Here is a 20,532-nt window from a genome sequence, read left to right on the forward strand (position 1 = left end):
TATATTCCTTGTTTTAGTATGAATGAGGACATTCAATCGGGTCAAAACGGCTCTTGTCTCCACCATAAGTTGCCGGTAAAGTTGATTTTTCAAAACCTTTTTCTTCATTTCCAAAAGCCTGCCTGTAAACATAGCCATCCAAGTCTGAGCCACCACTACCCCAGTTCTCAAATTTTTCTGTTTCTCCGGTTCCTTTGGAAAGCACCCAATAGCCAATCAAATCCTGATTTTCTCTTGCTTCCTCTTTGGTGAAAAGCTTGCACAAGTCTCGTTTGATCTCCGCTTCCGTACGAATCGTTTTCCACATTCTGGCCTGATACACCTTACAGTTAGCATATCTCCAGTTGTCTCCTGATCTTCCTATTAACAAAGCCTTATCTCCTCCACCCATATCTGCGAGATTCAATGTATGATTAGGTTCTGCATCAGCGTAATTGCCGGCAGGCTCCAATTCCTCTTTGACTCCATTAATATACATAGTATAAGCATCTTTTGCCTTAGACTGACTACCGTCATATACCACAGCTATGTGATACCACTTCCCGTTATTCTGCCGGTCCGAGCCCATAATCTGTTTACTTCTGAAACGGGGGTCACCATCTGCCTTAATCTTCTTGGTGGCCAATTCAAAACGCAAACTAGTATCTTTTCCACCTTCACAACGAAGTAGGAATACACTCTCCAAACCGATAAACGACTGCAAAGAGCGAGACGAGGTCGGATAGAAAACAATCTCAAAAGTCAGCTTATCCGTACTTTTCACCCATGCCCCTTCAGCTGTTTCTGCATATTTTTTGATATCAATATGTAAATATCGGTCCTGTTCCAATCTGGAAGCCACAGCATTGACAGTTACCGGTAATTCCAGTTTTTGCCCCGCATCGTCTGTTATCGTCAAAACAGTTGTTCCCATCCATCTTGCTTTTACCGTAAGCTTCCCTGTTTCATCTATAGTTGCAGATTCCAAACACTTCAAATTGTCTTCTGATAAATCAACCAATTTATATCCACCATTTCCACGGGATACAGTCACCTCTTTAGATACTTCAAATCCATTTAGAAATAACGAAGTTGCATTATCTTCCAACTTAATTTCGTATGGATTGACTTTCACCGCAATTTCTTTTGACGAACCTTTCTGGTCGGTCACAATCACCTTTACATCCCCTCTTGCTTTCGGCTTCAGCGTAATCAGATTCTCTTTTTCAGTAGCTTCTACAATGGTAGCTTCCGTAGTCGGTTCGCCGTCTCCCACCTGATAAGTAAAGCTATATCCGCCATTCCCTTTCTCAATCGCTATATACTGAGACTCAGCATCCGGCTCCGCAAAAACTGCTTCATTGGTTTTCAACGTCAAGTCAACGATATTCACCACCACAGGAATAACTACCGTCTTGCCTTTCTTATCAGTAACCGTAATATTTACGGGTTCTGTTCCTGTTTCAAATTTGGCGGTTACGGGGAATACCTGACCGGAAAGCTCGCCCACTTCGATATACTTGTCAGTGCCTTCGGGAATAGAAATCTCATAATCACCGTTACCCGTCAGGATTTTCACCATTCGTTTTTCACCGATAAACAAGTCGAAGCCTTCTTCCGGTACATCTGCCGTCAAGTCCCAGAGTTTGGCAACCTGAACTTGGATTCTAGCTACTTTCTTGCGTCCGTCTACTACCAATACAGTTGTTTCGATGCGGTTATTTTCTTCAAGATGGCTATTCTCCGTTGCTTTAATTGTTACTTTATTACCATTGATGACAGCCGTCGCGACACTTTCATCAAATGGTTTCACATAATAATCTCCATTACCGGAAGTAATACCTACCGTAATTTCGTCTCCTTGCAGTAGTGTCACCGAGTTATTATCGACCACCAAATCTGTCGCCGGCTTCACTTCCTGTTCTTCTTTATCATCACTACACGAAACCATAAAAAATGGAAGGGTCAATGCTGATAGGAATAAAAAACTAAGTTTCCTTTTCATTAGATTAAAGATTAATAAATTAATACTTTTCAAGTTCATCTACTTAAAAATTTCGATGAAGCAAAGATAAAATCACTAAACTCTACCAAAAGAAATCCAACTGCACTTTTTTACCTTTTGGCACGGATACTTACCATATTAACACGGAAATTTACTTCCTCTTTTTCTATCTTAAACATACGTCAGAACATGTTACAGAGCCGTTTCTCATCCTCAAAAGGCAGAAGAAAGCGAAAGCCGGAGCAAGCACCCTGCCACAGGTTACTGCCGGACTTCTTCCAAATGTTTCATCCGAAACTCTTTTGGCGTGCACCCGTACTTTTCACGGAATACTTTGAAGAAAGTTACCTTATTGGAGAACCCGGAATCGAACACGATTTCATCAATCGTCTTTTTAGTCGTCAACAGTAAATCCTTCGCGATATGCAAACGACATTCCTTTATCAAATCCGTCGGACTGTCTTCGCCTATTTCTTCCATTTTCCGGTACAGGCTGCGCGGACTGATTGCCAGCCGGTCGGCAATATAACGGGGAGTCAGTTCTTTGTTCGTTATGTTATCATTGATAATCTTCAGAACAGACTGAAGGAATTTCTTCGACTCCTTATGCGTCAGCTTGCCGTCCGACTTTTCAAAAGAACTGATAGGAGAACTGAAGTAGTTCTTCAGCACTTCTTTCCGTTCCATCACCTGCCCCACCGATATACGGAGATATTCTGCATTAAACGGTTTCGTGATATACATCTCCGCACCTGCCGAAAGCGCCGCCATCTGTTCTTCCATCTCATGCCGCCCGGATACGATTATAATAGGGATATGAGCCGTTTCCTTCACCGCTTTAATCCGTTTCGTGAGCTCAATGCCACTGATTCCCGGCATCATGACATCACAGATTATCACGTTCGGATACACTTCGTTCATCACCTGTTCCACCCGTTCGGGGTCTTGCAGGGTGACTACATTAAAATCACCGGAGAAGATTTCTCCGATAAACCACAGCATCTCTATCTCATCATCGACCACCAGTAAAGTAGGGCGCATCTTATCAAATTCATAATGAGGAAGTTTCAGGATAGATTGCGTATCTATCTTCGGGATATATTCCGCAGTAATCCGTTTTGTTGCCGGCACTCCGACGGTCGGTTCCATGACGGGCAGGGTCAATGTGAACATCACCCATCCGTCAGAGGTATTTTCCACTTTCAGCGTACCGTTCAGCAACTTCGCCATATTGTATGAGATGGCAAGTCCGAGTCCGTTGCGGGAGAAGTTCTTCTCGTCCTGATTCTCGAAGTTATCCAAAATAGAATAACGGTTGAAAATATGCTGAAAGTCTTTCTCCTTGATGGTGCTTCCTTCATTGGCTACGCGGAGCACTAATAGTCCTTCTCCGGTTGTATCCACTTCAATCTTAATGCTCAGCCCATCGGGAGTATATTTGAATGCATTCGAAATCAGGTTGATAATAATCGTATTCAGAAAACCTTTGTCCGAGTTCCAGGACACGTGTTCGGGTATCTTGCTCAGGAAAGTAATGTTCCTGGATTTCGCCATTTCAACAAAGGTTTTAGCTATACCCTTCACGATGGACGATACATTTAACGTTTCGATGCGCACTTCCCTGTTACCTGTCTCGATACGGCGGAATTCAATCAGTTCATGAATCAGATTATTCAGACGTTCGGCGTTGGTTTGAATCATCTGCACGTAGTCTACTACAAATTTACTTAGTCCGTTGGATGAAAGGATTCGTCCGCAGGGGCCGTAAATCAAGGTCAGTGGAGTGCAGAATTCATGGGCGATATTGGTAAAGAAGCGGAGTTTGGATTCAAAGACATTCTTTTGGTGGCGTTTCTCTATTTCGTTCAGCAATTCCTGCTTTTTGCGTTTGGAACGCAGAATAAACGAACGCATCAACAAAGCAACTATCAAAAGCAGGCACAAGGCGTAAATCAGATACGCCCACCAGGACGCATACCACGGGTCGCCGATACGGATAACCAAGGAATAGACATCGCTTTCCTTATCAAAGACACTATTATAATATTTCACCAGCAACGTATATTCGCCGGGAGCCATATTCGTAAAAGAGACTCCGCTCTCCGAACCGTTGTTCACCCATTGGTCACTTAGCCCTTTCAGTTTATAGAAATAGGTACAGTTGTTGCCATTCAGATAGTCCACAGAGGCAAAGGAGACTGAGAAGAAGTTTTGGTCGTACTGCAAGTTGAGGACTTCCGTGCCCTTTTTCCGGGTGAGAAATTCACCCAGGTTATATTGCTCACCGAAGATAGACAGTTTGTCGAAATAGACGGGCGGCATATAAAGCTGCTCGGGACGGCCGTCTGCACGGATGGCTACGAATCCATTGATTCCGCCAAAGAACAGTGTACCCGTTTGAGGGTCACGATAGGCTGCTCCGTCGCTGAACTCTACCACTTTCAAGCCATCACCGAAGCCATACGAACGGAAAATATTCCGCCGGGTATCGAAATTGATTAATCCCAGGTTGGTGCTTAACCAAAAGTTATCGGGCGAGTTTTTGAGAATGGCATGAATGGTGTTGTTCAGGAAGCCATTCTTAGCGTTAAAGAGTTGATAAGAAGTCTCTGAGGTATATTTTATCAGTCCGTAACTCGTGCCAAAAAGATAATTGTTGCTGCTGTCTTTGCTGATAGCCAATATATTATTCAGTGTCATGTTCTCATATTTGTGAGTAGACATAGGCTCCAGTCCGTTCGTTGTCTCATTAAAGCGGAACACCCCGTATCCTCTATTGCCAAAGAGCAGGCGGGAGTCATTCTCCGCATGGATAGTAAAGAAATAGTTCGATCCCAGTTCGCCATCGTTGATAACATAACGTTGTGCGTCTACAATGACCGGATTGTCCGGTGTCCCGGTAATACGGGCTTTCACCACTCCCATTCCGACACTTGCCAACCATAGTTCGGAACCGGCTGTTTCGTAAATATCGTGTATGTACTTGAAGTCTTCGCCCGCTACTTGAACCGGGATATTTTTGATACGCTTTTCCTTGTACGAGTAGTAGTTCAAACCTTCCTCATCGCCTATCCAAAGCAGGTTCCGGTGGCTTTTGGCAAAACAATAGACAGCGTTGCTTCCTAACGGGCTGTTGGAAGTGGTCAGTATCTCCGCCCGGCAGTCGGAAATATTCTTATCGACTTCATAATCGTAGATTTTAAGAATGCCGTTTCCCTTTGTGCCTATCCAAAACGTACGGTCGTCATCCAGGTATAGCGCACGTACGGGACGTTCTATCTTCTCACTGTAATTGCTCAGCACCGTTGATTTGATGGAATAGAGAGGGTTGGAATAAAGATAAACGCCCTGTCCGTCCGTACCTATCCACACAATATCCTGAAAGCGGTCTTTCTTGAGACAGAACACGCCGCTATTAATGGGCAATGGCTGAATCTGCCAGGTATTCGCTTCCTTTTGTTTCTCTAACAGCAGAATACCATCCATCAGGAAGCCGACAAAGAAGCTGTCGTGGTAATGTACGATGGAAGATATTTTGCCGCGCGCCTGTATCTCTTTGCCCAGATTGGCTATGAACTCATTCTTCCTGGTCGGGATGTGGAAGGCGTAGAAGTTATAATCCTTGTCTATATAATAAAGGGATTGTTCATCGTTAAAGCAGTAAAGCAATGAAGTATGATACTGCAAGCTGGTTTTCTGCGGCAGTAAGGTAATATCCCCTGAGACGGCTTCCTGCTGAATGTCATAACAACGGTTGTATCCTTTCATCACTACCCACATACGGTTGTTGCCGTCGATGAAGAAGTCAACAATGTCCGAAATAGGAATTCCTGTGATATTGATTTTCTTGAAAACGCCTTCGTTCTTATGATAATAGTAGATGCAGTTGCTATCCTGGATAATGAACAGATTGCCGTTGTTATCCTTGTTCATAAAGAAAAGTTTCTGAAACTCGTTGTAGTGTGTGAGCGTATTGGTTCGCCGGTCAAGGCGGTTCAGTCCATAGTACGTCTGAATCCAGTAAATCTCGTCACCGGTATATACGATATTGTCAATCAGGTTACCGGATAAGTAATCTTCCTTGTCTCGTGTCTTAAATTCTTCGATTTCCTGTCCATCATAAATATTCAGTCCGTCACAGGTGCCTATCCACATCAGTCCGCGTTCGTCCTGGCACAGAGATGTAATCGAACTGTTGGACATATATTCCTTATCCGCAATCTGCTTCAAGTTATAGGCAGAAACCGTATGTATCAACAGGTTAAGGATGAAAATAAGTATAAAAACAAATGGTCTGTTCATAGCGTGTCATTCTTAGATTTGATATATGACAAAGGTAAACAAAAAAACATTTCGCACTTTTTTTTGGCAGGGATATAGGTAAGGATTAGCGCCATAGTGGTTAACATTAGCGCCAACAGGTGATTTCTCCTTTCCATTCCTGAGAGCACATTCCTTTTCTCCCTATTTTCGTCGTAGAAATTATTTTCAAATCTATAAATTCATTTGTTCATGAAAACACATTTTTCATTTAAACACTTGTTATTTCTTGGAAGTGCCGTGCTGTACACCCTGCAATCTTCTGCCGTAAAGAATCCGGTGGACTATGTCAGCACGCTGGTAGGCACGCAATCCAAGTACGAACTGTCCACCGGAAATACGTATCCGGCTACGGCCTTGCCGTGGGGAATGAACTTCTGGACACCACAAACCGGTAAGATGGGCGACGGTTGGGCATACACGTACGATGCCGACAAAATCCGAGGGTTCAAACAGACACATCAACCCAGCCCATGGAACAACGATTATGGCCAGTTCGCCATCATGCCAATCACCGGCGGACTGGTATTCGACCAAGACCGGCGCGCCAGTTGGTTCTCTCACAAAGCGGAAGTAGCCAAGCCTTATTATTATAAGGTATATCTGGCCGACCATGACGTGACTACCGAACTTGTCCCCACCGAACGGGCAGCCATGTTCCGCTTTACGTATCCCGAAACGAAGAATGCCTATGTCATCCTGGATGCTTTCGACAAGGGTTCTTACGTCAAAGTGATTCCCGAAGAAAACAAGATTATCGGCTATTCGACAAAGAACAGCGGCGGTGTGCCCAAGAACTTCAAAAACTACTTCGTCATGCAGTTCGACAAGCCGTTTACTTTCATTTCCGCCGTTTCGGAGAACAATATCCTTCCGAATGAAACGGAAGCGAAGGGGAACCACACCGGAGCGGTCATCGGATTCGCAACGAAGAAAGGAGAAATCGTCCACGCCCGTGTCGCTTCTTCTTTTATCAGCCCCGAACAGGCGGAACTGAATCTGAAGGAACTCGATAACAAGAGTTTCGACCAACTGGTTGCCAATGGCAGAGATACCTGGAACCGTGAAATGGGCAAGATAGAGATAGAGGACGATAACATCGACAACCTGCGTACATTCTACTCATGCCTGTATCGTTCCATGCTTTTCCCACGCAGTTTCTACGAGATAGACGCCAAGGGAGAAGTAATGCATTACAGCCCTTACAACGGTAAAGTGCTTCCGGGTTATATGTTTACCGATACCGGATTCTGGGATACGTTCCGCTGCCTGTTCCCTTTCCTCAACCTGATGTATCCGTCGATGAATCAGAAGATGCAGGAAGGACTTGTCAATGCTTATAAAGAAAGCGGGTTCCTGCCCGAATGGGCAAGTCCCGGACATCGTGACTCCATGGTGGGCAACAACTCGGCTTCCGTAGTAGCGGATGCTTATATCAAAGGACTGCGCGGATATGATATCGAAACGCTTTGGGAAGCACTGAAACACGGAACAAGCGCGCATCTGCGCGGCACGGCTTCCGGCCGTCTCGGTCACGAATCCTACAACCAACTGGGATATGTGCCCAATAATATAGGAATCGGACAAAACGTAGCCCGCACACTGGAATATGCTTATAATGACTGGACTATCTATGCATTAGGCAAGAAGTTGGGCAAGCCGGCAAGCGAAATCGACATATTTAAGAAACGTGCGCTGAATTATAAAAATGTCTATCATCCGGAACGCAAACTGATGGTAGGCAAAGACGACAAAGGGGTATTCAACCCGAACTTCGACGCAGTGGACTGGAGCGGCGAGTTCTGCGAAGGGAACAGTTGGCACTGGAGTTTCTGTGTATTCCACGACCCGCAGGGGCTTATCGACCTAATGGGCGGTAAAAAAGAATTCAATACCATGATGGATTCCGTATTCGTGATTCCCGGCAAACTGGGAATGGAAAGCCGCGGCATGATTCACGAAATGCGTGAAATGCAGGTGATGAACATGGGGCAGTATGCGCACGGCAACCAGCCGATTCAGCATATGGTTTATCTTTATAACTATTCCGGCGAGCCTTGGAAAACCCAATACTGGGTACGTGAAATCATGAATAAGTTGTACACCGCTGCGCCGGACGGTTATTGCGGTGACGAGGATAACGGCCAGACTTCCGCCTGGTATGTATTCTCCGCCTTAGGGTTCTACACCGTTTGTCCGGGAACGGACGAGTATATCGTGGGAACTCCCCTCTTCAAATCCGCCAAGCTGCATCTGGAGAACGGAAAAACAATCACCATCAAGTCGGATAACAACCAGCCCGGTCACTGCTACATAAAGGATATGAAAGTGAACGGAAAGTCGTATTCACGCAATTATCTGACACACGACCAATTGATGCGAGGTGCGAATATTCAATTCCAGATGAGCCCTGTACCCAACAAGCAACGGGGAACCACAGAAAAAGATGTTCCCTACTCTCTTTCATTTGAATAAAATATCGTACTTTTGAAGTCAGAGAATTATCTATCAAACAAACTATAAAAACATGAAACTTAAAAGCCTTTTATTTATTGCTATTGTTACGGTAGTCTTTTGCGGTTGTCAAAGTAACTATCAGCCTACTTCCATCACTGTTGCTTCCTACAATCTGAGAAATGCCAACGGTGGCGATTCCGTCCGTGGCAACGGTTGGGGACAACGTTACCCGGTCATTGCCCAAATGGTGCAATACCATGATTTCGATATTTTCGGCACGCAGGAGTGCTTCATCCATCAACTGAAGGACATGAAAGAGGCATTGCCAGGCTATGACTATATCGGCGTAGGCCGCGATGACGGCAAAGAGAAAGGTGAACATTCTGCTATTTTCTATCGCACGGACAAGTTTGACGTGATAGAGAAAGGTGATTTTTGGTTGTCAGAAACGCCCGACGTGCCTAGCAAAGGTTGGGATGCCGTATTGCCGCGTATTTGCAGTTGGGGACATTTCAAGTGCAAGGACACCGGTTTCGAATTCCTTTTCTTCAACCTGCATATGGATCATATCGGCAAGAAGGCACGCGTGGAAAGTGCGTTCCTCGTACAGGACAAGATGAAAGAGCTTGGCAAAGGTAAAGACCTTCCGGCTATCTTGACGGGAGACTTCAACGTCGACCAGACTCACCAGTCTTATGACGCTTTTGTGAGCAAAGGAGTACTGTGCGACTCTTACGAGAAAGCCGGCTTCCGCTATGCCATCAACGGCACGTTCAACGACTTCGACCCGAACAGCTTTACGGAAAGCCGCATCGACCACGTATTCGTGTCTCCGTCTTTCCATGTGAAAAGATATGGTGTGCTGACGGATACTTACCGCAGCATCGCAGGAAGCGGTGAGAAGAAGCAGGCGAATGACTGCCCGGAAGAAATCGACATCAAGGCTTATCAGGCACGCACGCCTTCCGACCATTTCCCTGTCAAGGTGGAACTGGAGTTTGACGAGCGGCAGCAGAAGTAATTTTTGTCAGCCGCGTGGCGTCTATCCGCCATTCGGCTGATGCTTTTCACCAATAACCTGAAAGTTTCAACTCCCAACTCCGATACTCCTATGAGAAATATATGTTTTGCAGCCTGTATGCTATTTTGCCTTACTTCCGCAGTAGGAAAGACTTCGGGAAATACCCGTTATCTTTCTATTGCCGACTCGATTCTGTACAATGTGCTGAATCTGTATCAGACGAATGACGGACTACTGACAGAAACATATCCTGTCAATCCCGACCAGAAAATCACTTATCTGGCAGGTGGTACGCAACAGAACGGAACGCTGAAAGCGTCTTTTCTATGGCCGTATTCGGGGATGATGTCGGGTTGTGTGGCGTTATACAAGGCTACCGGAAACAAGAAGTACAAGAAGATACTCGACAAGAAGATTCTTCCGGGAATGGAGCAGTATTGGGACGAAAGCCGACTGCCCGCCTGTTACCAGTCGTATCCGGTGAAGTACGGGCAGCACGGACGTTATTACGACGATAACATCTGGATTGCGCTGGATTATTGCGACTATTACCAACTGACGCGCAAGCCCGCATCTTTGGAAAAGGCGATTGCACTGTATCAATATATTTACAGTGGATGGAGCGACGAAATGGGCGGCGGTATCTTTTGGTGCGAACAGCAGAAGGAAGCGAAGCATACTTGTTCCAATGCGCCATCGACTGTACTCGGTGTCAAGTTGTACCGTCTGACAAAAGACGCCAAGTATCTGGAAAAAGCAAAAGAGACTTATGCCTGGACGAAAAAGCACCTGTGCGACCCTACCGACCATCTTTACTGGGATAATGTCAACCTGAAAGGGAAAGTTTCCAAAGAGAAATACGCCTACAACAGTGGACAAATGATTCAGGCAGGTGTGTTGCTCTACGAGGAGACGGGAGACGAACAGTACTTGCGCGACGCGCAGCAGACAGCCGCAGGAACGGATGCTTTTTTCCGTACAAAAGCCGATATGAAAGACCCGACTGCCAAAGTGCATAAAGACATGGCGTGGTTTAACGTGATTTTATTCAGGGGACTGAAAGCCCTGTATAAGGTTGACAAAAATCCGGTATATGTCGATGCTATGGTAGGAAATGCGCTTCACGCCTGGGAGAACTATCGGGACGAGAACGGACTATTAGGCAGGGATTGGTCGGGACACAACAAGGAGCAGTATAAATGGCTGCTCGACAATGCTTGTCTTATCGAATTCTTTGCAGAAATTAATTAACTAAAAAACTATTACCATGAATATAACTAAAGCTTTTTGCTTATCCATGGCACTCTTTGGTGCTGCCAACATACAAGCTATGGGAAACAATGATTTTGGTATCATCCGACAAGATAATATCAAAATCAACAATTATCAGACGAACCGTCCGGAAGCATCGAAACGCCTGTTTGTCTCGCAAGCTGTGGAACAACAGATTGCGCACATCAAGCAACTGCTGACGAATGCCCGCCTGGCATGGATGTTCGAAAACTGTTTTCCGAATACGTTGGATACCACTGTTCATTTTGACGGAAAAGATGATACGTTTGTTTATACAGGCGACATCCACGCCATGTGGCTGCGCGATTCAGGCGCACAAGTATGGCCTTACGTCCAACTCGCCAACAAAGACGCGGAACTGAAAAAGATGCTGGCCGGTGTTATCAAACGTCAGTTCAAGTGTATCAATATCGACCCGTATGCCAATGCTTTCAACATGAATTCCGAAGGGGGCGAATGGATGAGCGACCTTACGGACATGAAGCCCGAACTGCATGAGCGGAAATGGGAAATCGACTCGCTCTGTTATCCGATCCGTCTAGCTTATCATTACTGGAAAACGGCGGGAGATACCAGTGTATTCTCCGATGAATGGCTCGCAGCCATCGCCAACGTCCTGAAAACGTTTAAGGAACAGCAACGAAAAGAAGACCCGAAAGGCTCTTACCGTTTCCAACGCAAGACGGAACGTGCGCTCGACACGATGACTAACGACGGTTGGGGTAATCCTGTAAAGCCTGTCGGACTGATTGCTTCCGCTTTCCGTCCTTCCGACGATGCAACTACTTTCCAGTTCCTCGTTCCGTCCAACTTCTTCGCTGTCACTTCCCTTCGCAAAGCGGCCGAAATCCTGAATACGGTCAACAAGAAACCGGACTTGGCCAAGCAATGCACCGGACTTGCGGACGAAGTGGAAAAAGCCTTGAAAAAGTATGCTGTTTACAATCACCCGAAGTATGGTAAAATCTATGCTTTCGAAGTGGATGGTTTCGGCAACCAACTGTTAATGGATGATGCCAATGTACCGAGCCTTATCGCTCTGCCTTATCTGGGAGATGTGAAAGTGAACGACCCGATTTATCAGAATACCCGCAAATTTGTATGGAGTGAGGATAATCCTTACTTCTTCAAAGGTACTGCCGGAGAGGGTATCGGCGGCCCGCATATCGGATATGACATGATTTGGCCCATGAGCATTATGATGAAAGCATTCACCAGTCAAAACGACGCGGAAATCAAGACTTGCATCAAAATGCTGATGGATACGGATGCCGGAACAGGCTTCATGCACGAATCTTTCCATAAGAACGACCCGAAAAACTTCACCCGTTCCTGGTTTGCCTGGCAAAATACGCTGTTCGGAGAGTTAATCCTGAAACTTGTCAATGAAGGAAAGGTGGACTTGCTGAACAGTATCCAGTAGTTCTTACCCCGCTCTTGCCTATAAGATAATTGCTTCATATGGCGATACCAATGGTTTCATGCCTTGAAACTTTTGGTTTCACCGTATGGAACAGATAGTTTCACGCCTTCGAAACAAGAGTTTCAAGCGTATGAAACTAAAGTTTCAAGCTGATGAAACTATAGTTTCTCACCGATGAAACCAAAGTTTCTCACCGTTGAAACTAAAGTTTCGCTTTGCCGGCACCATCGGTTTCAAGCTACGGCCACTATCTTGGCATGGTATGAAGAAAAATTTCTCTCATAGCGGGGAAACAAGCAACTCTCTATTTCCGGAATATGTGACAGCAAAAGCCGTTATCACACTGCCGTCACCCTGTTGTCACACCATGCTGTCACACTATAATTAGCAATCGTTCAATCATTTATATCCAATTATGTGACAGATGACAGCATATTTCTTTTTTTCAATTTATATGTAGAAGGGGAATATTACTCCTGAAGCAATCAACTATTAATGTAATACAGACTATATGAAATCAACTTTATTGTTTCTATTTGCTACGTCAATAATGACTTGTGCAGCCTATGGGCAATCTTCCAATCAATCTTCCAATCCCAGAGAGAACAAATTACCCGATTGGGCTTTCGGCGGTTTCGAACGTCCGAAGAATGTAAATCCGGTAATATCTCCTATAGAAAACACCAAGTTTTATTGTCCCTTAGCCAAAGATTCTATTACATGGGAATCGAATGACACCTTTAATCCGGCTGCTACACTCTACAAAGGGGATATTGTCGTATTATATCGTGCGGAAGATAAATCGGGCGTTGGCATCGGTCACCGTACTTCCCGTCTAGGCTACGCAACTTCTACCGATGGAATGCATTTCCAACGGGAAAAAACTCCTGTGTTCTATCCTGCTAATGATTCACAAAAAGAGTTGGAATGGCCGGGTGGCTGCGAAGATCCGCGCGTTACCGTAACAGAAGACGGATTGTATGTAATGATGTACACCCAGTGGAACCGTCACGTCCCTCGTCTGGCCGTAGCCACTTCCCGCAACCTGAAAGACTGGACAAAGCATGGCCCTGCCTTTGCCAAAGCATTTGACGGGAAGTTCTTCAACCTGGGTTGCAAATCCGGCTCTATCCTGACGGAAGTTGTCAAAGGGAAGCAGATTATCAAGAAAATCAACGGGAAATACTTTATGTATTGGGGTGAAGAACATGTATTCGCCGCCACTTCCGACGATTTAATCAACTGGACACCTGTTGTCAACATCGACGGCTCTCTGAAGAAATTATTCTCACCCCGCGACGGATATTTCGACAGCCATCTTACCGAATGCGGGCCGCCCGCTATCTACACCCCGAAAGGTATCGTCCTTCTCTACAATGGCAAGAACCATTCGGGAAGAGGAGACAAACGCTACACCGCCAATGTCTACGCCGCCGGACAAGCTCTCTTTGATGCCAACGAACCTACGCGTTTCATCACCCGTCTTGACGAACCGTTCTTCCGTCCGATGGACAGCTTTGAGAAAAGCGGGCAATATGTAGACGGCACGGTCTTTATCGAAGGAATGGTTTACTTCAAAAACAAATGGTATTTATATTATGGTTGTGCGGATTCCAAAGTAGGCGTAGCCGTTTATGACCCAAAACGTCCTGCGGCGGCCGACCCGTTGCCATAAGCCAGGAACCAGTCAATCACAATTCAGCCCTCTTCTATAAAATCTGATTGGTTTTACGGAAGAGGGCTGAAATTTACGTTCAAACAACTATCTGAATCTTACTACCTATTGAAAACAATCTTCTTCTTATTCGTTTATCTTGTTCAGAACAACCGGTCTGTTTGCCGGAGCTTTACCAAAATTCTTATTGGGTTTCTTTCCCATCACAAACTTTAAAGTGCTGCCATTGATTATATCGTCGTATGTGATATAGCTCTTATTATAGGGCTTACCGTTCAAGTAAACCTTTTGGATATAAATATTTTCTTTGTTATTGTCGGGGGCTTCTACTGTAAATGTCTTGCCGCCACGTACTTTCATTTCGACTTTCTTAAAGCACGGACTGCCGAAAACAAATATACCGTCTGACGGATTCACCTGGTAAAGTCCCATGGATGAAAGAAGATACCAGGCAGACATTTGACCGCAATCTTCATTGCCGATGATTCCGTCCGGTTTATCCGTATAGAATTCATCCATGATGAAACGGACTTTCTCTGCCGTTTTCCATTGTTCGCCGGCATACGCATACAGGTAGGCAACATGATGGCTCGGTTCGTTTCCATGTGCGTATTGACCGATAAGCCCGGTAATGTCACTGGATGCACCTTCACCCATGCTGTCATTGTTGGTGAAGAAGTTATCGAGTTTTGCAGTAAACGGTTTGTCGCCGCCGAATAACCCGATTAGTCCATACGGGTCTTGCGGAGCGAAGAATGTGTATTGCCAGCCATTACCCTCGCAGAAGTCTCCGACGGTGTGGATGGAACGTGCCGGATCATAAGGAGTGCGCCAGGAGCCGTCTTCCAACTTCGGGCGGATGAAATGGATGGATGAGTCGAAGTAGTTCTTATAGTAATGTGCACGTCTTGCGTAAGTTGCCGCATCTTCGTACTTTCCCATTTTATGCGCCATGGCGGCAATGCCCCAGTCATCTACTGCATATTCCATGGCTATCGAAGTAGCTTCATGAACTTTGTCGGCAGGGATATATTCTTTTTCCAATACATGGGGGATGCCTTTCTGTTTCTCATAGGTGGCAGTCGCTTTCATTGCCTGCAATGCTTCTTCCGCATCGAATCCGGTAAAGCCTTTCAGATAGGCATCGGCAATCACCGGAACGGAGCTATAACCCGGCATGCAATTTGTTTCGCCACTCATCAAAGGCCATATAGGAAGTTTGTCCTGTTGGTGATAAATGGAAAGCATGGAGTTGACCACCTTGTCTACCATTTCGGGCTGAACGATAGTCATCAGAGGATGTAAGGCACGGTAGGTATCCCACAAAGAAAGGGTGGTATAGTTGGCTTTCTTCGGGTCAGTGTAAATCATATCATTCATCCCTCTGTATTCTCCGTTTACGTCACAATAGAGCGTAGGAGCAATCATGGTATGATAATGTGCGGTATAGAAAATACGTTTGGCTGGTTCGTTGTCCGTTTCGACGCTCATTCTTGCGAGTTGCTTATTCCATCGGTCGGCACTCATTTTTACTGTTTTGTCAAAGTCCCAGTGGGAAAGTTCCGCTTGTAGGTTCATGAGAGCGTTGGCACAGCTAACGGAAGAAATAGCTACTTTAACCTTTACTTCTTTTTCATAGCCGAAAGTGAGGACGCTTTTTACGGACGCTACTTTCAGTTGGTTCCAAGGTTTCGGAGTGTTATCATCGTAGGCAATAAACTGCTCTATCTTCTTGTCACTCTTCAGTACAAAATAAACTTTTCGGGAAGGGCTCCAACCTCTTACATAGCGGTAGCCTTCTACTGTATAATCGTCTATCTTGCGGATATAACTATCGTAAGCGTTCGAGCCGTTCCCTTCACGCAAGTCAATCAATATAGAAGCAGGTTTGCCGTCGGGGTATGTGTAGCGATGGAAGCCTACACGGTCTGTTGCTGTCAGTTCCGCTTTGATGTCATAACGGTCGAGAAGCAAGGAGTAATATTCGGGACGGGCTATCTCGTTGTCATGCGAATAACGGGAAGCATAGCCGTCACGTATATCATCCTGATTGCCTCTGGGAGTGCGGATTTCATTCAACGGCATAATGAGAATATCGCCCAAATCGGTACATCCCGTACCGCTCAGATGAGTATGGGAGAAACCTATCAGGATGCTGTCGGAGTAATGATAACCAGAGCACCAGTCCCAGCCTTTATGGATATTGTTAGGGCCGAGCTGCACCATTCCGTAAGGAACACTCGTCCCTACAAATACATGACCATGATAGCCAGAGCCGATGAAAGGGTCGACATACCGGAGCAGTCCTTCACTCTTTGAATAATCCCGTTGTGCAACTCCGTTTCCCGCTGCAAGTAAAAAGCAGGAAGTAAGCGCGAGTAGTTTAAATGCCTTCATTCGTATTTTTCTTTGGTAGATTTGAATATAGTAATTAGCGAATGATGCAAATATAACAGGTATTGGGGAATTTACCGGCTGTCACAGGAATTAACTGGAGAGATGGCAGACAGATTTACTCTTTTGGCAAAAAGAAAAAGGATTTGCACTGATTAAAACAGTTCAAATCCTTTCCATAAATTTCCTTCGGGAAGAGGAGCTTCAAGCTCTATCAGTTCCTTGGATACCGGATGCGTGAACCGCACCCTTCGGGCGTGCAGGCAAATGCTGCCATCAGGATTGGAACGCGGAGAACCATATTTCAAGTCTCCTTTAATGGGGCATCCCATCTTTGCCAACTGGCAACGAATCTGATGATGGCGTCCGGTTTTCAAATCGACTTCGAGCAAGTAATAAATCTCCGAACGGCCGATTAAGCGGTAATCCAAAACCGCCTTCTTGCTTTTCGGCACTTCTTTATCGTACGCATAACTCTTGTTCTGCTTCTCATTGCGTACCAAGAAATGTACCAGTTCGCCTTCCGTTTCTTTCGGAGCGTTCTTAACGACTGCCCAATAGGTCTTCTTCACCTCACTGGTACGGAACATCTCATTGAGACGGGTCAGTGCCTTACTCGTTTTTGCAAATATGACAAGGCCGCTTACGGGGCGGTCCAGCCGGTGTGTCACACCGATGAAAACATTACCGGGTTTCTGATACTTCTCTTTCAGATACTGCTTTACAGTTTCCGAAAGCGGTGTATCGCCCGTCTTGTCTGCCTGGACAATCTCGGAAGCGGTCTTGTTGACTACAATGATATGGTTGTCTTCGTATACAACAGTCATTCTGTCCGATTACATATTCATACCACCATCTACCTGAATCACCTGTCCGGATACGTAAGAAGACATATCGGAAGCAAGGAAGGTAGCGATGTTTGCCACATCTTCAGGAGTACCACCACGACGCAAAGGAATTTTCTTTGCCCATTCAGCTCTAACTTCGTCAGAAAGAGCGGCAGTCATGTCTGTCAGGATGAATCCCGGAGCGATAGCGTTGGCACGGATGCCGCGAGAACCGAGTTCCTGTGCGATAGACTTCGCCAATGCAATCATACCGGCTTTGGAAGCTGCATAGTTAGCTTGTCCCGCATTACCGTGAACACCTACTACGGATGCCATATTGATAATGCTACCTGCTTTCTGACGCATCATGACAGGTGTACAAGCGTGGATGAAGTTGAACGCTGACTTCAGGTTCACGTTGATGACCATATCCCACTGCTGTTCACTCATACGCATCATCAAGCCGTCACGGGTGATACCGGCATTGTTTACCAGAATATCAATGCGTCCGAAGTCCTTATGGATTTCTTCTACGACTTTGGCTGTATCTTCAAAGTTAGCCGCATTGGAAGCATAACCTTTGGCTTTCACGCCCATTGCTTCAAGTTCTTTGGCTGTATTTTCTGCATTTTCGTCAATGACAAGGTCAGTAAATGCGATGTTTGCGCCTTCGGCAGCAAACTTCAGAGCGATAGCCTTACCAATACCGCGGGCAGCACCGGTTACAATGGCTGTTTTTCCGTCTAATAATCCCATACTAAAAGTTATTTAATTAAATTTCTGTTCTATGCAGTGCGCCAAACACAATGTTGGACACATATCTGTTTCTTGTTTCTTCATCCAGATGCGCGCCTATATGACCGCGGATATAAGGCACTTCAATTCCCTTCACGCAATAATGTATCAAATCGGCTGTCATCTCCACATCGTCAATGTGGAACACTCCCTTTGCCTGCCCTTCCAAAAGAACCGCCTTAAAGAGTTGTACTTCCTTCGCATCGAATTTCTTACGTACTTTCTCTACGCGCCAAATATCACGGAAGAAGTAAGCACGCAACGTCCCGTTCCGGTAAACGACTTCTTTCACCGCATCCAGCCGGGTATATATCAATTCCAGCAGCTTTTCATCCGGAGAGATATTCTTTTCCGACACCCGCTTCATCATATCCGACAGGATATCCAGTTCTGATTCTACAACAGCCAGATAGATTTCATCCTTGCTCTTAAAATAGGTATATAGAGTCCTTCTACCTTTTTTAGAAGCAAGAGCGATATCGTTCATAGTCGTGTTCTCCACTCCCATCTTCGCAAAAAGCTGACGGGCAACATCTACTAATTTGGCTTTTGTCTTGGATACGGTCATAGGTTACAAATTGCACATTGCTGAATATTTTGAGCAAAAGTAATTCTTTTCTTTAGACCATACAAGAAAACACACAGAATATTAACATTTGTATATTAATAGGTACTAAAAAAAAGTTCCACTATTACCCTACTCATTTTCAGCCACATAAGAGAAAACCGATTATTTATTAGAAAAATATCCTGCAAATAATTTGTTTATTCCAAATAATGCCGTACCTTTGCACCCGTTAAACATCGCGGAGTGGAGCAGTTGGTAGCTCGTTGGGCTCATAACCCAAAGGTCATTCGTTCGAGTCGGATCTCCGCAACTAAGATAAAGAAGAACCGCAGAAATGCGGTTCTTCTTTTTTATGACAACTCTTCTTTACTAGCGTTATTCACAAACTACTTCAATTATCAACAAGGATACCAACAAAGTTATTAACAGGTTAATTTATTAGCAATAAGCATATTAAGTATATTCGATCATTTTCTATCAACAAGGTATGGTTTAGTTATTCACAGCTCCGGTTCTCGTTGAAAACAAATCCGAAGAGAGCATTCTAGTATTATACCTAATCAATGCTTCCAAGAAATAATAATCAGCATATATTAATGGCACATCCACTTCGTTATCCCCAGGAAGATTACCAACACTATGTTTTAAAATAAAATTGTGGTTCTCATTTTCTTTCGCTCTATAATAATCTGTACTTAGATTATTTAATATTTTTATGGCTGCATTGTAATAAGTTTGTTTCTTATCTACATCAGAAACATAACCACACAACTCAAATAAAGCAGAAGCTACAATACATGCTGCCGAAACATCACGGGGAATCATACTATAATCAGAGGGCTTGTATTCAAAATCAGGATTAAATCCTTCCTCGCCGACATTAAAATCCCAATACGGGATACCATCATCGGGAAGACTTTTATGATTCAGAAAAAAGTCAGCCATATTTATAGCAGTCCGTAGAAAACGTTCATCTCTAGTATATCTATAAACCATAGTAAACGAATAAACTCCCCATGCCTGTCCACGAGCCCAAGTAGAATTATCTGCAAACCCTTGAGCCGTCTGTCGGTGTAATACATCCCCAGTGTCGGGATCATAGTTTACTACATGATAACAACTAAAGTCCGCCCGAATCTGATTCTTCATCGTTTTCTCGGCATGACTTACTGCTATATTCCAATATACAGAATCGTTAGTAGCCTGAGTGGCCCAAAATAATAATTCCAGATTCATCATATTATCAATTATCACAGGATATTTCCAAGCATTCTTTCCCCCAACCGACATTCTTGCATTCCACGATTGGATGCACCCTACATTATATGAGTACCGCTTACATAACGACTTGGCAGATTGAACAAGTATAGGAATATATTCAGGATTAGCAGTCAGACGAAAACCATTGCCATAGCTGCAATACATCATAAATCCGACATCATGATGCCCTACAAAATACTGAATATCCTTCAGACTATCAGTCCATTTCATTGCTTCATCTTTCCAACTATTATTCTTTGTATACTCATACAAATACCATAATGCACCCGGCCAAAAACCAGATGTCCAGTCTTCAGCCGGCACGCACCACAATCTATCTTGTTTCACCGTACGAGGAAAACAATTTATATCCATAGCTTTATTTAGCATATTCCAGTATTGACTTTCTGCCAGTTCAAAATTCTTTTTTACCATAACCTGGCATTTACCTTCCCATATAATGGCAAAAAAAGCCAAAAATATAATCGTCAGTTTTATTTTCATACATTCTATTT

The 20,532-nt window shown here is 44.7% G+C and carries 11 protein-coding genes, 1 tRNA gene and 1 pseudogene; 6 read left to right on the forward strand and 7 right to left on the reverse strand.

The genetic code is table 11. The annotated features are described in order from the left end of the window. Positions 1-13: 13 nt before the first annotated feature. Positions 14-1,984, reverse strand: coding sequence for a LamG-like jellyroll fold domain-containing protein (locus tag BQ7997_RS12315; RefSeq protein ID WP_073346733.1), 1,971 nt, complete (start codon positions 1,982-1,984; stop codon positions 14-16). A gap of 261 nt (positions 1,985-2,245) precedes the next feature. After that, positions 2,246-6,286 carry a hybrid sensor histidine kinase/response regulator transcription factor gene (locus BQ7997_RS12320; RefSeq protein WP_073346734.1) on the reverse strand — a complete coding sequence of 1,347 codons (4,041 nt, stop codon included), beginning with the start codon at positions 6,284-6,286 and terminating at the stop codon, positions 2,246-2,248. Between the two features lie 210 nt (positions 6,287-6,496). On the opposite strand from BQ7997_RS12320, the gene BQ7997_RS12325 reads away from it, so the two are divergent. The 5 genes and pseudogenes from BQ7997_RS12325 (at position 6,497) to BQ7997_RS12345 (ending at position 14,173) form a co-directional block, all read left to right on the forward strand. After that, the gene (locus tag BQ7997_RS12325; protein WP_073346735.1) at positions 6,497-8,779 is read left to right on the forward strand and encodes a GH92 family glycosyl hydrolase; all 2,283 of its coding nucleotides are present in this window, start codon (positions 6,497-6,499) and stop codon (positions 8,777-8,779) included. Positions 8,780-8,831: 52 nt separating this feature from the next. Beyond that, complete coding sequence (locus BQ7997_RS12330) at positions 8,832-9,782, forward strand: endonuclease/exonuclease/phosphatase family protein (protein ID WP_073346736.1); 951 nt, start codon at positions 8,832-8,834, stop codon at positions 9,780-9,782. Between the two features lie 90 nt (positions 9,783-9,872). Beyond that, the gene (locus tag BQ7997_RS12335) at positions 9,873-11,033 is read left to right on the forward strand and encodes a glycoside hydrolase family 76 protein (protein WP_073347388.1); all 1,161 of its coding nucleotides are present in this window, start codon (positions 9,873-9,875) and stop codon (positions 11,031-11,033) included. Positions 11,034-11,175: 142 nt separating this feature from the next. Beyond that, a pseudogene (locus BQ7997_RS12340) lies at positions 11,176-12,498 on the forward strand (glycoside hydrolase family 125 protein); the annotation flags it as partial. A 511-nt stretch (positions 12,499-13,009) separates the two neighbouring features. Further along, positions 13,010-14,173, forward strand: coding sequence for a glycoside hydrolase family 130 protein (locus BQ7997_RS12345; protein WP_073346737.1), 1,164 nt, complete (start codon positions 13,010-13,012; stop codon positions 14,171-14,173). Positions 14,174-14,299: 126 nt separating this feature from the next. Here BQ7997_RS12345 and BQ7997_RS12350 read toward each other — a convergent pair whose 3' ends face one another. From BQ7997_RS12350 to BQ7997_RS12365, 4 genes are all read right to left on the reverse strand, one after another. After that, a complete protein-coding gene (locus BQ7997_RS12350; RefSeq protein WP_073346738.1) occupies positions 14,300-16,570 on the reverse strand; it encodes a GH92 family glycosyl hydrolase in 2,271 nt (756 codons plus the stop codon). A gap of 152 nt (positions 16,571-16,722) precedes the next feature. Further along, positions 16,723-17,394 (reverse strand): RluA family pseudouridine synthase, encoded by a 672-nt coding sequence (locus BQ7997_RS12355; RefSeq protein WP_073346739.1) that lies wholly within the window; start codon positions 17,392-17,394, stop codon positions 16,723-16,725. A gap of 9 nt (positions 17,395-17,403) precedes the next feature. After that, the gene (fabG, locus tag BQ7997_RS12360; protein WP_010536417.1) at positions 17,404-18,150 is read right to left on the reverse strand and encodes a 3-oxoacyl-[acyl-carrier-protein] reductase; all 747 of its coding nucleotides are present in this window, start codon (positions 18,148-18,150) and stop codon (positions 17,404-17,406) included. A 16-nt stretch (positions 18,151-18,166) separates the two neighbouring features. Beyond that, positions 18,167-18,757 carry a TetR/AcrR family transcriptional regulator gene (locus BQ7997_RS12365; RefSeq protein ID WP_022137737.1) on the reverse strand — a complete coding sequence of 197 codons (591 nt, stop codon included), beginning with the start codon at positions 18,755-18,757 and terminating at the stop codon, positions 18,167-18,169. Between the two features lie 237 nt (positions 18,758-18,994). Between BQ7997_RS12365 and BQ7997_RS12370 the strand changes: the two genes are divergently transcribed. Beyond that, positions 18,995-19,067: transfer RNA gene (locus tag BQ7997_RS12370), tRNA-Met, on the forward strand. A gap of 182 nt (positions 19,068-19,249) precedes the next feature. Here BQ7997_RS12370 and BQ7997_RS12375 read toward each other — a convergent pair. Then, positions 19,250-20,521 carry a glycoside hydrolase family 88 protein gene (locus tag BQ7997_RS12375; protein ID WP_073347390.1) on the reverse strand — a complete coding sequence of 424 codons (1,272 nt, stop codon included), beginning with the start codon at positions 20,519-20,521 and terminating at the stop codon, positions 19,250-19,252. Positions 20,522-20,532 lie beyond the last annotated feature (11 nt).

It is taken from the genome of Bacteroides congonensis (genome assembly GCF_900130125.1).
GTDB lineage: Bacteria > Bacteroidota > Bacteroidia > Bacteroidales > Bacteroidaceae > Bacteroides > Bacteroides congonensis.

Excerpts from the sequence above, each read along its gene's own strand:
- BQ7997_RS12320 (WP_073346734.1), bottom strand. The coding sequence starts at position 6,286 with ATGAACAGACCATTTGTTTTTATACTTATTTTCATCCTTAACCTGTTG.
- BQ7997_RS12365 (WP_022137737.1), bottom strand. The coding sequence starts at position 18,757 with ATGACCGTATCCAAGACAAAAGCCAAATTAGTAGATGTTGCCCGTCAG.
- BQ7997_RS12325 (WP_073346735.1), top strand. The coding sequence starts at position 6,497 with ATGAAAACACATTTTTCATTTAAACACTTGTTATTTCTTGGAAGTGCC.
- BQ7997_RS12330 (WP_073346736.1), top strand. The coding sequence starts at position 8,832 with ATGAAACTTAAAAGCCTTTTATTTATTGCTATTGTTACGGTAGTCTTT.
- fabG (WP_010536417.1), bottom strand. The coding sequence starts at position 18,150 with ATGGGATTATTAGACGGAAAAACAGCCATTGTAACCGGTGCTGCCCGC.
- BQ7997_RS12315 (WP_073346733.1), bottom strand. The coding sequence starts at position 1,984 with ATGAAAAGGAAACTTAGTTTTTTATTCCTATCAGCATTGACCCTTCCA.
- BQ7997_RS12345 (WP_073346737.1), top strand. The coding sequence starts at position 13,010 with ATGAAATCAACTTTATTGTTTCTATTTGCTACGTCAATAATGACTTGT.
- BQ7997_RS12335 (WP_073347388.1), top strand. The coding sequence starts at position 9,873 with ATGAGAAATATATGTTTTGCAGCCTGTATGCTATTTTGCCTTACTTCC.
- BQ7997_RS12375 (WP_073347390.1), bottom strand. The coding sequence starts at position 20,521 with ATGAAAATAAAACTGACGATTATATTTTTGGCTTTTTTTGCCATTATA.
- BQ7997_RS12355 (WP_073346739.1), bottom strand. The coding sequence starts at position 17,394 with ATGACTGTTGTATACGAAGACAACCATATCATTGTAGTCAACAAGACC.
- BQ7997_RS12350 (WP_073346738.1), bottom strand. The coding sequence starts at position 16,570 with ATGAAGGCATTTAAACTACTCGCGCTTACTTCCTGCTTTTTACTTGCA.